General features: G+C 50.9%; 12 protein-coding genes. 8 read left to right on the top strand and 4 right to left on the bottom strand.

Features of this window, described 5'->3' with window-relative positions; translation table 11 throughout:
* Positions 1 to 120 precede the first annotated feature (120 nt).
* A complete protein-coding gene (locus ACFMKP_RS17000; protein ID WP_382293418.1) occupies positions 121 to 1,935 on the bottom strand; it encodes an ABC transporter ATP-binding protein in 1,815 nt (604 codons plus the stop codon).
* Between the two features lie 435 nt (positions 1,936 to 2,370).
* On the opposite strand from ACFMKP_RS17000, the gene ACFMKP_RS16995 reads away from it, so the two are divergent.
* Entirely contained in the window at positions 2,371 to 3,741 is a 1,371-nt protein-coding gene (locus tag ACFMKP_RS16995) for a cytochrome P450 (RefSeq protein ID WP_382293416.1), read from the top strand.
* Between the two features lie 115 nt (positions 3,742 to 3,856).
* A complete protein-coding gene (locus ACFMKP_RS16990) occupies positions 3,857 to 5,290 on the top strand; it encodes a glycoside hydrolase family 13 protein (protein ID WP_382293413.1) in 1,434 nt (477 codons plus the stop codon).
* A gap of 49 nt (positions 5,291 to 5,339) precedes the next feature.
* Here ACFMKP_RS16990 and ACFMKP_RS16985 read toward each other — a convergent pair whose 3' ends face one another.
* The gene (locus tag ACFMKP_RS16985; RefSeq protein ID WP_382293411.1) at positions 5,340 to 7,013 is read right to left on the bottom strand and encodes a ribonuclease H-like domain-containing protein; all 1,674 of its coding nucleotides are present in this window, start codon (positions 7,011 to 7,013) and stop codon (positions 5,340 to 5,342) included.
* A 543-nt stretch (positions 7,014 to 7,556) separates the two neighbouring features.
* Positions 7,557 to 9,860, bottom strand: a complete 2,304-nt coding sequence (locus ACFMKP_RS16980; RefSeq protein WP_382293409.1) for a transglycosylase SLT domain-containing protein — start codon at positions 9,858 to 9,860, stop codon at positions 7,557 to 7,559.
* A 224-nt stretch (positions 9,861 to 10,084) separates the two neighbouring features.
* Between ACFMKP_RS16980 and ACFMKP_RS16975 the strand changes: the two genes are divergently transcribed.
* A complete protein-coding gene (locus tag ACFMKP_RS16975) occupies positions 10,085 to 10,450 on the top strand; it encodes a DUF4180 domain-containing protein (protein WP_382293407.1) in 366 nt (121 codons plus the stop codon).
* Here ACFMKP_RS16975 and ACFMKP_RS16970 read toward each other — a convergent pair.
* Positions 10,447 to 11,349 (bottom strand): ATP-grasp domain-containing protein, encoded by a 903-nt coding sequence (locus ACFMKP_RS16970; RefSeq protein ID WP_382293405.1) that lies wholly within the window; start codon positions 11,347 to 11,349, stop codon positions 10,447 to 10,449. The two genes, ACFMKP_RS16975 and ACFMKP_RS16970, sit on opposite strands and share 4 nt — an antisense overlap.
* 597 nt (positions 11,350 to 11,946) lie before the next feature.
* Here ACFMKP_RS16970 and ACFMKP_RS16965 point away from each other — a divergent pair.
* The 5 genes from ACFMKP_RS16965 to ACFMKP_RS16945 all read left to right on the top strand — a co-directional run bounded on the left by ACFMKP_RS16965 (position 11,947) and on the right by ACFMKP_RS16945 (position 15,309).
* Entirely contained in the window at positions 11,947 to 12,303 is a 357-nt protein-coding gene (locus tag ACFMKP_RS16965; RefSeq protein WP_239583730.1) for an NADH-quinone oxidoreductase subunit A, read from the top strand.
* Positions 12,294 to 12,833 carry an NADH-quinone oxidoreductase subunit B gene (locus ACFMKP_RS16960; protein ID WP_110513445.1) on the top strand — a complete coding sequence of 180 codons (540 nt, stop codon included), beginning with the start codon at positions 12,294 to 12,296 and terminating at the stop codon, positions 12,831 to 12,833. The genes ACFMKP_RS16965 and ACFMKP_RS16960 overlap by 10 nt, the downstream gene beginning before the upstream one ends.
* A gap of 146 nt (positions 12,834 to 12,979) precedes the next feature.
* Positions 12,980 to 13,495 carry an NADH-quinone oxidoreductase subunit C gene (locus ACFMKP_RS16955; RefSeq protein ID WP_110513446.1) on the top strand — a complete coding sequence of 172 codons (516 nt, stop codon included), beginning with the start codon at positions 12,980 to 12,982 and terminating at the stop codon, positions 13,493 to 13,495.
* A gap of 6 nt (positions 13,496 to 13,501) precedes the next feature.
* A complete protein-coding gene (gene nuoD / locus ACFMKP_RS16950; protein WP_382293402.1) occupies positions 13,502 to 14,770 on the top strand; it encodes an NADH dehydrogenase (quinone) subunit D in 1,269 nt (422 codons plus the stop codon).
* Positions 14,771 to 14,784: 14 nt separating this feature from the next.
* Complete coding sequence (locus tag ACFMKP_RS16945) at positions 14,785 to 15,309, top strand: complex I 24 kDa subunit family protein (RefSeq protein WP_382293400.1); 525 nt, start codon at positions 14,785 to 14,787, stop codon at positions 15,307 to 15,309.
* Positions 15,310 to 15,392 lie beyond the last annotated feature (83 nt).

Here is a 15,392-nt window from a genome sequence, read left to right as displayed (position 1 = left end):
CAGATTCGTGAGATTATGTTTGTGCTCGACTATAGCCGAGAGCCAACAGCCCATAGCCATCGTTCCTCTTCACCGCTGCGTTAAATTCTGCCTTTTGATTTTTGACTTCTGACTTTTGACTTATTCCTCATCTTTCGCTCCCGACTCGATATACTCAAGGCTTTGGTGGCGGAAATAGGTGTTATACAGTTCGGCATAGTGGCCATCTTGGTCGAGCAGGCCTTCGTGCGTGCCAGTCTCAATAATTTCGCCTTTGCGCAGCACAATAATCCGGTCGGCGTGGCGCACGGTCGAAAGTCGGTGGGCAATCACAATCGCCGAACGATTCTGCAAAATCACGTCAAGCCCTTCTTGAATCAAAGCTTCGGTCAGCGGATCGATGCTGGCAGTCGCTTCATCGAGAATCACAATTGCTGGATTTTGCAATAGCACCCGCGCGAGCGCCACCAACTGGCGTTGCCCAAGCGAGAGATTGCCGCCGCGCTCGCCAACATCGGTATCCAGACCGCTGGGCAAGCTCCCAAGCCAATCGCCGCCACCAACGAGACGCGCCACGGTTTGTACTTCGTCATCAGAGGCATCGGGCTTGCCATAGCGAATGTTCTCACGCACATTGCCATCAAACAAAAACGGCGTTTGGGTCACAATCCCCAATTGGCTGCGATAATCACCAAGATCGAGATCGCGAATATCTACGTCATCGATTTCGATGCTGCCACCCTGAAACTCATAGAAACGGGCGATCAACTTGGCAATACTCGATTTACCCGAACCAGTATGCCCAACCAAGGCAATCGTCTCACCTGGCTGAATTTCGAGCGAGAAATTGCGCAGCACTGGCTCTTCGGGGGTATAGCTGAAATTTACATTTTTGAAATTGATGCGGCCCCGAACTGGGGTAATTTTGAGATGATTGTTTTGCACTACATTCGATTCAGCATCGATCAAGGCAAATACACGCTCGCCAGCAGCCAAGCCCAATTGAAATTGGCTCCAGAACGAAGCAATGCTGGTCAAAGGAAACCAAAACATGGTCAGACCTTGGACAAACAAGAACCAATCGCCAACTGATAAACTGCCTGCATCAACCGTCACCGCGCCCCAGTAAACCAGCAAAGCGGTGCCAATCCCAGCCAAACCATTCATCAAGGGGAAAATGCTGCTAAATACAAAGCGGGTTTTTTGGTTGACGCTGCGCGATTTCTCGTTGACTTCGTGAAATTCGCGATAAATGACTGGCTCTTGGCGAAAAGTTTTGGCTACGCCAATCCCGCTGACCGTTTCTTGAATGTGGCTACTGACGGTCGCCGTCATGCGCCGCGATTGCGTGATGGTCGTGCGGGCAATTTTACGAAAAGCCAAGGCAAAGAAAAAGATAATCGGCGCAAAACCAAGCATGGTGAAGGTCAATGTCACATTGATCGTAAATAAATAGCCAATCAACAAACTAACCAGCAACAAACGGCTGAGCAAATCAAGCGTCAGCGTCATCACCTGCGAAAAAGCTTGGGTATCGGAGTTAACCCGACTGACGACTTTGCCCGATTGAAAGGTATCGTAGAACGACATATCGCGCTCAAGCACAGCATCGCAAGCATCTTCGCGCAAGGCTAGAACCACATCGCCAACCGCACGGCTGGAAAGTTGCTGGCGCACTGCATTAAATACCCAAGCCAAAGTCGCAATCAGCGTTAAGCCAATTGCCAAGTAGATAAACGTGCTCATGCTGCGATTTTCTTGCAGCTGATCGAGGCTGATTGAAACAAAAATCGGCAATGCTGTATCGAGCACTGCATTCAAAAAAATCGCTCCCGCCGCAATTGCCATGGCGCGGCGTTGAGGCGTGAAATAGTGCATGATGCGGCGCAAAAGTTGACCATCGCTATACGTACGGTCATAGGCCTCTGCATCAAGCCCATCCATAATAAAACCCATAAATTCACCCCAGGTAGCTCAGATTTGCTGGTTAAGACCTTGTTAGTATCGGCGATTTTCGCTAGGCTCACTACCGCCCAAAGTCGGATATAAGCCGCTGATCTTATAAGGATGAATTATGAGGGATGAAACCAGAAGTCAAAAGTGATCAGGGGCTAGGTAGGGATCAGGGGTTGGGATTTAACGCAGCGGCGCAGAGGCAGTATGGCTATGGGCTATTGGCGTTCGGCAAGCACGAAGATAATCAAACAAATCTGTGGAATCTGTAGCAAAAAAATTATTCGGGCAATTCGGGCAATTCGTGGCTAAAAAATTAATCTTCACGCTCTTCGCGGTTTCAATCCTGCGTGGATCACGATACTAGTCAATGCCAATTAGTTCGTGTTATAGTGATGAAAGGTTTGCTGAACCTTTTTAAGGATTTGCGGAGGTGTTATGACTGTCCAACAGATGCTCTGGAAGAGTGGCCCAACCGATGCGCCATTACCGCCTCTTGCCGATGGCTCATTTTTGGTCGGCAGCATGCAGGCAATGCTCAGCGATCCAACCGATTTTATGGTTAAGCAGTATCAAAAATTTGGCCCAATTTTTCGAATTAAGGCCTTAAATAATAAATTCACTGTGATTGCTGGCCCTGAGGCTTGCTTATTTCTGGCCCGCGAAGCTACAAAACACTTTAGCTCGTGGGATACATGGCACTCGCTCGATGCTGAAATGGGCGCATCACAATCATTAATTAGTGTTGATGGTGAGCAACATTCACGCCTGCGGGCCTTGGAAAAACGTGGCTACAGCCGCCAAACCATCGAAACTCAGTTTCCCGCAGTGCTCAATGTCATCAACGGCTTTTTGGATCAATGGCCGGTTGGCACATCGCAGGTAACTGTCCCCCAACTCCAGCGCTTGATTACCGACGAATTAGGCATGTTGATCGCAGGCCAAGGCCCAGGCGAGTATATTGACGATGTGCGGACGTTCGTGCGCATTGCTTTGATGACCCACATTACCCGCCAACGGCCAGGCTTTCTGCGCCTGCTGCCGCAATATCGCCGCGCCCGCGACCGGAGCCTTGAATTAAGTCAGAACGTACTCGATGCCCACCGCAGTGGCAAACGCGATCCCAATCGTCCACCAAGCTTGATCGACGATATTATTGCCGCAACCAACGATCCAACCCTGATGCCCGAAGGCGATTTGGTGATGACGGCCTTGGGGCCATATATCGCCGGCTTGGACACTGTGGCCAATACGATGTCGTTCTTGATGTATGTGTTGACCACCAAGCCCGAACTCTACGAACAAGTCGAGGCCGAGGCCGATGCGCTGTTTGCCAATGGCGTGCCACAGCCAGCAGATTTGCGCAAAATGGATGTGTTACATCGGGTCGTGCTCGAAAACTTCCGCATGTATCCGATTGCGCCAGCAGTGCCGCGCACGGTCAAAGCGCCATTTGAATTTGGCGGCTATCGGGTCGATACGGGGACGCGGATGCTGGTTGGCACATCGATTGGCCACTTCTTGCCACATTTGCACCCTGAGCCAGAAAAATTCGATATTGATCGCTATCTCGCGCCCCGCAACGAGCATCGAATTCCCGGGGCCTTTGCACCATTCAGCACTGGCTCGCACACCTGCTTGGGCGCTGGCTTGGCCGAAGTACAAATTATGTTGACCACCGCTGCCTTGCTACACTACGCCAAGTTCGAAGCCGACCCAATTGATTACAAGCTCAAAAAGGTTTTTGCCCCAACGCCTGCGCCCGACAACAGCTTCAAATTGCGCTTCGTTAAACGCCGCAACCGCTAAGTTAATCAAAAGCAACGTAATTAATCGGCATGGATGCGATCCATGCCGATTTTTATCGTGACGCTGCTTGCTTGTGGTACCATACGCTGCGAAGCCACAACCAACAGGAGCACTTATGACAACCAGCGCTTGGCAAACGCCCGAATGGGTCAAACATGCCGTTTTTTACCAGATTTTCCCTGAGCGCTTTGCCAATGGCGATCACAGCAATGATCCAGCCAATGTGCAACCGTGGGGAACCAGCCCAACCCTCTATAATTACATGGGCGGCGATTTGCAAGGAATTATCGATCAGCTTGATTATTTGGTTGATCTTGGCATTAATGCCTTGTATCTTAACCCAATTTTTCAAGCCACAACCTCACATAAATATAATACTTTCGATTATTTCAAGATTGATCCGCATTTTGGCACGCTCGAAACATTTAAAACGTTATTGAACGAAGCCCATCAACGTGGAATAAAAGTTATTCTCGATGCAGTGTTTAATCATTGTGGACGTGGTTTTTTCGCCTTCCACGATCTGATTGAAAATGGTGTGCATTCACCATATACCAACTGGTTTCATGTCTCGCGCTTTCCAATTCATCCGTACGAATCGCGCTATCCTGCCAATTATCGTACATGGTGGGATTTCCGCGAGCTGCCAAAATTCAACACCGATAATCCCGCGGTGCGCAAATATTTGCTCGATGTAGCGCGCTATTGGATTGAATTGGGCATCGATGGTTGGCGCTTGGATGTGCCAAACGAAATTGATGATCATAATTTTTGGCGTGAGTTTCGCACAATCGTCAAAGCTATTAATCCCGAAGCCTATATTGTGGGCGAAATTTGGACTGATGGCTCAGCATGGCTGCAAGGCGATCAATTTGATGCAGTGATGAATTATCTCTTTCGTGATTTATGTACCGATTTCTTTGCCAGCTATAGCATGCGTGCTGGAGATTTTGCTGCTGGAATCGATCATTTAATTGTGCGTTATCAACCACAAGTAACGTATGTGCAATTTAATTTGCTTGGTTCGCACGATACTGCGCGCTTTTTGAGCGTTGCAGAGGGCGCAGGCAAATGGGCATTGGAACGAATGAAATTAGCGGTGCTCTTCAAATTAATTTTCCCAGGTGCGCCCTGTATTTATTATGGTGATGAAATTGGCTTGCATGGCGGCAAAGATCCCGATTGCCGCCGCTGTTTCCCATGGGATCAACCCCAAACTTGGCAAACTGAGCTACAAACTTGGACGAAGCAGTGGGTCAAGTTTCGCCATGAATACACCGCCTTGCGCACTGGCCGTTATGCAACCCTGTTCGCCGATAACGATATGAATATTTTTGCCTGCGCGCGTTGGGATGAACAAAGCCAATTTGTGATTGTGCTGAACAACAATCAAACGCCATGGGCGCTCGATTTGCCGCTGCATGGCCAATTGCCAAGCGTAACTCAGTACCGCGATGTGAGCACTGGCGAGCTATATAGCGTTGCTGAGGGCAAAATTCGCGAGGTAGCGCTAGCTCCATGGAAGCATTTGGTGTTGCAAGCTGTTTAATCTGGGTTGGGCTGCATGCATTTGTGCAGCCCAACCTTGCTCATTCTGCTCAACGAGCAACATCATCGGCGCGCAGCCAAGCCAAAATTTTCCATGTGGCGCGGCAATCGGCCTCTAAATAGCGGCTCAGCAGTTGCATTTCGGCGCTGGCCCGTGCCTCAGCTTGGCGATAAGCGTACCAACCAACCAACTGCGCCTGCGCACCATCAGCCAAATCGGTTGGCCAGGCTGGGTCATATTGGGCATCAAGCGCAGCCAAGGCCTTGGCAATGCTCTTAAGCGAATAATCCCACGCGCCAGGCACAGCACACGCATTATTAACCAGCACATTTTTCAAATCGAACCATGGTAAATTGAGCAAAATATGATCGTTGGGCAATTGATGACGCGCAGCAGCGTGGCGACATTCCACCGGCTCTGCATTATGCCAATGGTAAAGCACTGCTTGGTCGAGTTGATTGTTGGTTTGGGCCTGTAAAATTGCAATAAATTCGGCCAAAAGCGCTTGTTCAGCAGCATGATCTTCGCGCTCAGCAATACATTCGCGATAGTGCCACTGCCCATCAGCCAGCCAACCAATCCCAATCATAAAGATCATGGGCGTGCCTTTGAGTTGCGGCCATTGCTGCTCGAAATCAACATTGAGATTGCTAAAAAACTCAAAATCAACAAAAAATTCCCATTGTTTGGCGGCGGGAGCAATGTTTGGCGCACGCAACGCAACGCCTGTGTGATTGGCCTGCATAATCGCCTTCATTGGATCGGGAAATTTCATAATGCCCTTGGGAATGCTCTGGCTGGCGGCATTCATCAGGCCCAACAGGGTGGTAATGCCAGCGTTAACTAATTTTTGTTGCGCGGTTGGCCCAATATTCCACAGCCGCAACATCTCGCCGCCTGGTTGGCGTTGGCGAATTTGGGCGCGGGCTTTGCTCCAGCGTTCATCGCTCACATTGGGGTTCAGCTGCACAATTGGGTCGTTCCACGGCACATATTGGCCACCAATCCGCACAATTTCAAAATAGCGCTCGCAATTTTGGCGAATATCTGCATCAAGCGGCTGGCCAAGCTGCACTTCAATTGGAATCGGAATTGGATTATGTAAACTATCGCGGGTGATTAAGAAGGCATGCTGGGGCATAATACCCTGAATCTGGCCCAACATATAGCTGTACATGCGGGTTTGAGCACTGTAGCAACTCAAATCGGCAGCCTTCTCGCGCTTATCGAGATTGCTGGAGAACTTCAAATCGAGCACTAAATAATGCTCAGTTTCGCCAACCAAATGCGCTTGTTCGGGGTAGCGCTCGCGAAACCACGAACTCAGCACAATCAAATCGGGCGTGCCAAAAATTCGCTCGGGGGGCCACCACAAGGCTGGTTGGGCAATCACAGGCACGCCAGCTTGAATCAGATCAAGCGTTTGCAACACCCGCTGAGCTTCGCGACCCTCGTAGGGCTGATCACACACCTGCACTGCTTCGGGCGCGTTGCGTTTAAGCCAAGCTTGCTCAAATTGCTGGCCTTTTTCGGCCAAAAAATCCAAAAAGGCATAGCTGAGGGTTTCGGGGGCAAAACCATGGGCCGAGCCATGATGCTCAAGCCAAATCGCTGCGGGATCATTCAAGTAAAGCGCCCGAATCTTGGTTGGCGGCAACCAATCGTCGCCAACGCTGGCTTGGGTTTCTAACAATACCCGCAGATCATTCGATACGTTGAGCATACAACATCCCTCTGGTACGGCTGGCAAATACTGTAAGCATACCATAAGAAAAGGATGAAGGATGAATTATGAGGGATGAACGTAACATCAAAAGGCAGAAGTCAAAAATCAAAAAAGGGGAAAGAGCATAGAACATAGGGAGAAATTATGAAGGATGAATTATGAGGGATGAACGTAACATCAAAAGGCAGAAGTCAAAAATCAAAAGTCAATAGCCAATAGCTGTACTGGTTCATTGGATTGGCAACCATGTCCCCTCACCCCCAGCCCCCTCTCCCACGCAGCGGGCGAGGGGGAACACCCGTTTTCACCGCGCAGTGCGGCGGAACCATGCAATTAAAGCCTCTCGCCCGCTGCGTGGGAGAGGGGTTGGGGTGAGGAGATCAGGCAGTGGTTAACGTGATGTACCAGTACAAATAGCCAATAGCCAATAGCTACAGCTCCCTTCGCGATCTTCGCGTCCTTCGCGGTTCCGATCCTTCGTGTCCTTCGTGCTCTTCGTGGATCAAAACTGCTATGCTCTATGCTCTATGTTCTATGCTCTTATGGTTGCTGATACAAACGTCGATAGGCTCCATAGTTGGCGTAGACAATCTCAACATAGTGGCGAGTTTCAGCATAATCGATAATTTCAATAAAGCGGTCGGGATCGGCTACAATGCGGCCATCGGCCCAACGCTCTGCATTGCCGGGGCCGCCGTTGTAGGCAGCAAACGCGCCGGGCAAACTGCCATTCATATATTCAATTTGGGCATCGATGTAATACGCGCCAAAGCGAATTGAGGTCACTGGATTATACAAATCATCAACACTAAAGCCTTGAATACCTAAATTTTGGGCAATGCCTTCGCCAGTCGTTGGCATTACTTGGGCTAAGCCACGCGCCCCAACCCACGAAGTCGCATTCGGGTTAAAAATGCTCTCTTGGCGCATCAAGGCATACAGTACCCGTGGATCAAGCCCAAATTCTTGGCTCTTGGTGATCATGGCGCTTGGATAGGGCGTTGGATAGAGCAATTGGCGAATGGCCACGCTTGGTTCACCAGCCTCAATCGGCGCAAGTTGCACCAACCGCTGAGCTGTGGTTACCGCCGCATAGGGCTTATCGCTACGCATCGCTGCCAAGGCTACCCGATAGATGCTAAATGGATTATCCAAAGCTGCATCGCGGGCCGCAATCCACTCTGCTTGGGCTTCGCTATGCAAATCGGTCCAACTTAATTCTTTGGCACGCAAGCTATATGGCTCGGTATCCAAGGTATCGCTGGTTGGCGCGGTCGACCAAGTGGCGATCCATTGCCAGCCTGCTTGCTCGGCCTCGGGGCTAATCGGCGAGCCAATCGGCAATTGGTCGCCATCGTTAATATTGAGTGCATCGGCAACCCGCGCCGCATAATACGAATTGGGATCTGCAGCTTGGGCCGAGCGCAACAATTGCTCGCCTTTTTCGCGATTGCCACGACTAATTTCCAAACGACCAAGCCAATAATAGCCTTCGGCACGTGGTGGGCCAATGTTGCTATCGCCCAGTAATTGCCAGACAGCCGCCGCCTGCTCAACTTGGCCAGTATCCCACGCATAGCGACCAGCCGCATGCAAGGCTTCTTGGCCTTCGCGGCTCCATGGGTAGCGCTGGCCAAGCATAATTTGGGCATTAGCCGTCGCCGCAGGATCGCCGCTCCACGAGGTAATTTCGACCACGCGGCGCAAAGCTTCGGGCGCTAACGGATCATCAGGATAGCTTTCGACAAAGGCCAAATATGCTAAACGCGAGCCTTCGCGATCGCCTGCTTGGCCTTGGGTCTGAATCGCATCGAGCCGCGCTTGGCGGCCAATCGGCAAGCTAGCAAAGCGTTCGGCGATGCTATTGAAGCCTGCTTGTGCGCCAGCAAAATCGTTGAGTTGGCGCAAAGCCAAAGCCCGTTTGCGCTCGATTTCAGCGCCTTCCTCGCCACTCAAGCCATTGGCAAGCACTTGGTCGAACAAACTCACCGAATCAAGATACTCGCCGTGGCTGTAGGCAATGCCTGCGGCAGCCAGCACAGGCGTTGATTCACCCAACGCTGCCAGTTCATCAAGCGCTATTGGTGCTTCGCTCATGGTTGGGTGCTGGTTGATGATTTCGCGTAGCCATGTTTTGGCTTGTTCCGTATTGCCCAAGTTTTGTGCTCTACGGGATGCATCAAGCAAAGTTGTGGCACGAAAACTCGGCGTGCGGGCAAAGCTCAAAATTACTTCGAGCTGGGCAAGGGCTTGGGCTGGCTGACCAGCTTGATCATAAAATTCGAGTGCTTTGTTGAGGCTCGCAACCCGTTCAGGCCCGGCCATATCGTAGCGACCGCTGGCAGCATAGGCCGCAATTGCTTGGTCGGTTTGGTTAGTTGCTTGGAGCTGGGCGGCGCGGCGCTGGGCTGCGTAGCCACTTAACAAACCTTTGAGGTCCTCATATTGTTGATAAGCTTGGATGGCTACCGTATGATCGCCTTGGATTTCGGCAACGCGACCCAGCAAAAACAAGGCCCGCAAATGCCATTGATCATGAATTTGCTCGTTGATGAACGAGCTTAATTGCGACCATGCTGCTGGCCAATCGTGGCGCAAAAAGGCACTATAGCCAATGCCAAACTTAGCAACCCGCGCTTCGGGCGCATCGGGATATTGCAACAACACCTGTTGATAATCGCTCAAGGCCTGATCAACTTGATCGGCCTGTTGATGTTGCTCTGCTTGTTGCAACAATTGGCCAGGAGACGGCAGCGGCGTAGGCGTTGGTTGGCCGACAACATCGCGGCTACAACTCGCTAACAGCAGCACTATTAGTGCCACTTGAGGAAATTTTTTAAGCATAAGAATCTCATCGCGCTTCATAGCAGCCATTGTAGCATAGCGAGCTTGCAAACTTCGTGCCAACTAGCTAAGAACTTGGTGAGATTTTGCAGTATTTCACTTAACAATCAGTAAATCAATCTTCAAGCCTAAGCGAGATGCACCCGAAGGAGTAGGCCAATTGTAATTATGTATGGTTCAATAGCCCAGTTGATATGTTACTTGTAGAATAAGGAGAATTGTGCATGGAGCTTCTGCTTGTCGAAACACCAACTCTGCGCTACCTGATTGGGCCGCAACAGCAACCAGTTTTGCAAGAACTGAGTGAAATTAACCAGCTTTTAGAATATTGCTTTGGCGAAAATTGCGAGAATTTAGTATTGTATCCTGAAAATTTAACCCCAGGCTTTTTTGATTTAAGTAGCCGTGAGGCTGGCGAAATTCAAACCAAGCTGCGCCAATATAGCATTCACGCAGCAATTATCGTGGATTTAACCAGCCATGCTCATAGCCAATATTTTGCTGAAATGGCCTATGAAGAGAACAAACGTGGTTTTTGCTATTTCTGCGCCACTGTTGCAGAAGCTGAAGCTTGGTTTGCCCGCCACTAGCCTACCAAATGCTGGGCCAAGGCCTGCAAAAACTCGTGGGCGCTGGCATGGTCGGGTAAGCCTGAAACCTGACCATCGCCAAGCTCAATAATCAGCCAAGCGCCAGTTTTGGTTAGCGCTAAATCCAAGGTCCAAAAACGGCTTTGGACTTGCTGAGCAAGCTCGGCGTAGCGTGCCCAATCAGGGGTTGGCTGGCTTGGCTGATGATCCCAATAGGGCGTGGCCCACAACAACCTACCATCCAGCCAAAAGCTGCGATATTCGTAGGCCAAGGCGAGACCACTTTGCTGGTGGGTTTGCCAAATTTCTAGCGCATGCCAAGCCCGCAGCACCACGCCGCCAACCAAATCGGCTCCTTGGCGCTCGAGAAAGGTCTGAATCACCGTGGCGCTCTGGGCTTGGTCGCTGGCATTAGGAATAAAACAAGCTTCATGCCATTCGTGTTTGCGCGATTTCACGTAATCTTTGATGATCAGCGCTTGCTGACCAAAGGAGCGTGCAGCCTGTTGGGCAATGCTGGCTGAATCCAAGCCCTGCGCTTGGGGAAACACAAGGCTGGCGGGTGTTTGAGAGCCAAGTAACGGCAACACATTGGGCAAATGATGGCAATATGCATAGCTGGCAGGGTCATTAATTAATTGATAATTTCGCGCCGCCAAGCCATTGCTTAAATTCTGATACTGCTCAAGGCTCAGCATCCAGCCGCGATAGACGGCCACAGTTGGGCTAGCGGCAACAGGCACACGGCGCAAGGCCTGCTTAATCGTGCCATCGAATAAGGCCTCAAGATCGATCACGGCCCAAGCCAGCCCAAGTTGCTCGGCAGCAGCCGCTTCCGCAGCATAGACCGGCTCAACGTGGGGCATATTAAATGGTTCAGCAGGAAAAAGTATAAGCATAATGCAACATTATACATGCTCCTCAAAGAACCCAAAGAGTCAGAAATCGCGAAGATCGCGAAGTATGTTTTTAGCTACAGATTGCACAGATTAGTTTGATTCTGGTTCCGATAGCCTATAGCTGTATTAGTTCATTGGATTGACAACCATGTTCCCTCACCCCCCAACCCCCTCTCCCACTGAACGCGGGCGAGGGGGAGTCGTCGTTTTGACGAAGAATCGGTGCAACACCATGGAATGAAAGCCCCTCGTCCGCCACGTGGGAGCGGGGTTGGGGTGAGGGGATCAAGCCGTGGTTAACCTAATGAACCAGTACACCTAGCCGCTGTCCCTAATCTCTCAACCCGTTTTTGCCTTCTGCTTTTTGACTTTTGCCTTCTGCCTTCTGGTATTCATCCCTCATCCCTCATCCTTCATCCTTTTATCGGCTACTCAAAATGGGCTGAATCGAGTATGATAGGGGCTAGAACGCAAAGTCAATTTAGCCGCGTCAGATTGCCGCAAAACGCGGGTGAGCCTACTTTGTCCTTTTTGACACAATCATCAATAGGGATATAATTCTTTATGCCGATTGTGTCCGTGCCGGAGGAGCAGCTTATGCTACGGCCATTTTTGCCGATTTTCATTATCTTTGTTGTAGGGGTGGTCATTCCAATTGCAGCCTTGGTGCTGTCAGCCATTCTTGGCCCCAAAAAGGCAACAAAGCGCAAACTCATCCCTTACGAATCGGGGATGACCCCGCTAGGCGAAGCAATGCAACGGATGCCAGTCCGTTTCTATGTGGTTGCCATGCTGTTCATCTTGTTCGATATTGAAATTATCTTTTTAATGCCCTATGCACTCTATTTCCGTCAAATGGGCCTATTTGGGCTAGCCGAAATGGGCGCGTTTATGGGCATTCTGCTAGTTGGCTTTATCTACATCTGGCGGAAGGGAGCGCTCCGATGGGATTAGAAGAAAAAGCTGGCGACTTGGGGATTGTTACCACAACTCTCGAAGGGGTCGTCAACTGGGGTCGCACCAAGGCCATGTGGCCAATGTTGTTTGGTTTGGCATGCTGCGCAATCGAAATGATGGCGGGCCAAGCCTCAAATTACGACATGTCACGCTTTGGGCTTGAATTGATGCGCGCCTCACCGCGGCAAGCAGATTTGATGATTGTCGCTGGGCGGGTGAGCCGTAAAATGGCCCCAGTCTTGCGCCGCCTCTACGACCAAATGCCAGAACCCAAGTGGGTTGTGGCCATGGGCGATTGTGCCTCGTGCGGTGGGGTCTACAACAACTATGCGATCGTGCAGGGTGTTGATGAAATTGTGCCAGTCGATGTCTATGTTGCTGGCTGCCCACCCCGCCCAGAAGCCTTGATCGATGGAATTTTGCAATTGCACGAAAAGATCAAGCGCGACAAAATTACCGATCATGCCGATGGCAAGCCAGTTCGGATCGAACAAGCAGAACGTGGCGCACTTAAGCCACTTGGCTAAATGTCGCCAATTGAGCGTGGGGCAAGCGGCCTTGATCACCGGCGATCAAGCGCCTTGCCCTACGCCGTATTTGGGGCAATCATTACGCTGTCTTCTCAATGGAGCAGCGTTTCGCCGTGGCTACGTCACTCTTCATTGAGGAAGCTATGATAGATAGAGCAACCTTGGAGCAGCGCGTCTCTGCCCAATTCCCTACCGTTCGCATTGGCGATGAAGCAGGCGATCTGTGCTTCACAGTCGAACGTGAGCTGTTGCCAGCAGTCGCTGGTTGGCTGCGCGATGAGCCAGACCTTAGCTTTACCTTTTTAAATCAACTCTGCGGGGTCGATTACCTTGGGCGTGAGCCACGCTTCGAGGTCGTTGTGCATTTAACCTCGTTCCAAAATAAAATGCGGGTCACCTTGCATATCGAAGTACCCGAAGCTGACCCAACCATCCCAACTTTGGCTCTGCTATTTCCAACCGCCAACTTCCAAGAGCGCGAAACCTACGATATGTTTGGCATCATCTTCACTGGGCATCCTGGCCTCGAACGCATTTTGATGCCCGAAGATTGGTTAGGCCATCCACAGCGCAAAGATCATCCCTTGGGCTATGAGGAAGTGGCCTTCACCCATAACGAAGATTGGATTTACGCCAATAAGCCCTTCGCGAAGGAGTAATGCGCTATGGTGATGCACGCACATGCGTACCCCGATATTCAAATTCCAACCCCCTCGCAGATTGCGGCGGTGGCCTTAGATAACGAGCCTGATGAAAACGGCGAGCAATCCATGATTTTGAGCATGGGGCCACAACACCCTTCAACTCACGGGGTGTTGCGCCTAGCTGTTGAATTGAATGGCGAAAACGTGGTGCAACTTGCGCCCGACGTGGGCTTTTTGCACACTGGCATCGAAAAAACGATCGAAACCAAAACCTACACCAAATCGATTGTGCTGACCGACCGCATGGATTACCTTGCGCCAATGTCGAACAATATGGTGTATGTGGCGGCGATCGAAAAGTTGATGAAGCAAGATGTGCCAGAACGCGCTCAAACCTTGCGCGTCTTGTTGCTGGAAATTACCCGCATCAACTCGCACTTGGTTTGGTTGGGCACGCACGCGCTCGACTTGGCTGCGATGAGTGTCTTCTTCTATGCAATGCGCGAACGCGAATACATTCTCGATATTTTCGAGATGCTGACTGGCGCACGCATGATGACTAGCTACTTCCGGGTTGGTGGCTTGGCGTGGGATATTCCCGCCGACTTCATTCCAACCGTCGAAGACTTCTTGACCCACTTTTTGCCTAAGGTCGACGAATACGAAGATTTGTTGACCAACAACTTGCTGTGGAAGCAACGCACCCTCGGCGTAGGCGTGGTCAATGCAGCTGATGCGATTGCCCTCGGCTTGTCGGGCGCAAACCTGCGCGCCAGTGGAGTCGATTGGGATTTGCGCAAAACCATGCCCTACAGCGGCTACGAAACCTACCAATTTGATGTGCCTGTTGGCCACAATGGCGATATTTACGACCGTTATCGTTGCCGCGTGCAAGAAATGCGCGAAAGCGTCAAGATTGCCCGCCAAGCAATCGAGCGGCTGAAACAAATGCATGGCCAGCCCTACATCACCGATAACCGGAAAGTTGCGCCACCCCCGAAGAGCGAAATTACCTACAGCATGGAATCGCTCATTCACCACTTTAAGCTGTGGACGGAAGGCTTCCGGCCACCGCGTGGTTCCGCCTATATGGCAATCGAATCACCACGGGGTGAAATTGGCTGTTATGTGGTGAGCGATGGCACTCCCCAACCATGGCGTGTCCACTTCCGCGCACCTTCATTTATTAATTTGCAAGCCTTGCCCCACATCGCCAAAGGCAAATTGATGGCCGACTTGGTGGCATTGATTGCGAGCATCGATCCGGTGCTTGGGGAAGTGGATCGTTAAGTAAGGAGCCTCTGGTGCTGTACGAACAACACAAGGCTGAAATTGATGGAATTTTGGCCCGTTACCCTGTCGATCGCAAACGCTCGGCCTTGTTGCCGTTGTTATATTTGGCCCAAGATGTCTATGGTCGCTTGAACCGCGATTCGATTCGCGAAGTGGCCGAGATTCTCGATTTGCCCTATACCGATGTTTTTGAGGTCGTAGGTTTTTATACACTCTTTTATAACGAAGACGTTGGCAAGATTGTGCTCGATGTCTGCGACGACGTGCCATGCTGCTTCTGTGGCGCAGAAGAGCTGGTCGCCGACTTAGAAAATCGGCTTGGGATCAAAGCTGGCGAAACGACCAAGGATAAGCTCTTTACGCTGCGCCGCGTGAAATGTATTGCCGCTTGCGATCAAGCCCCCGTGCTGCAAGCCAACTTAGAGTTTCACAACCGCGTCTTGCCCGATAAAGTCGAAGCGATGCTCACCAAGCTGCGCAACGATGTCGAAGCTGGCAAGCCCGTGAGCATCTCTGGCCGCCTTGCAGAACGCTAGTCTAAGGATGAAGGATGAGGGATGAAGGATGAAACGGCTTCGGTTATGTTCATACTTCATACTTCATACTTCATAATTCGTGA

The organism is Herpetosiphon sp. NSE202 (assembly GCF_042688385.1).
Classification (GTDB): Bacteria; Chloroflexota; Chloroflexia; order Chloroflexales; family Herpetosiphonaceae; genus Herpetosiphon.
The sequence above is the reverse complement of the archived record's forward strand: the minus strand, read 5'-3'. Positions and strand labels throughout refer to the sequence as shown.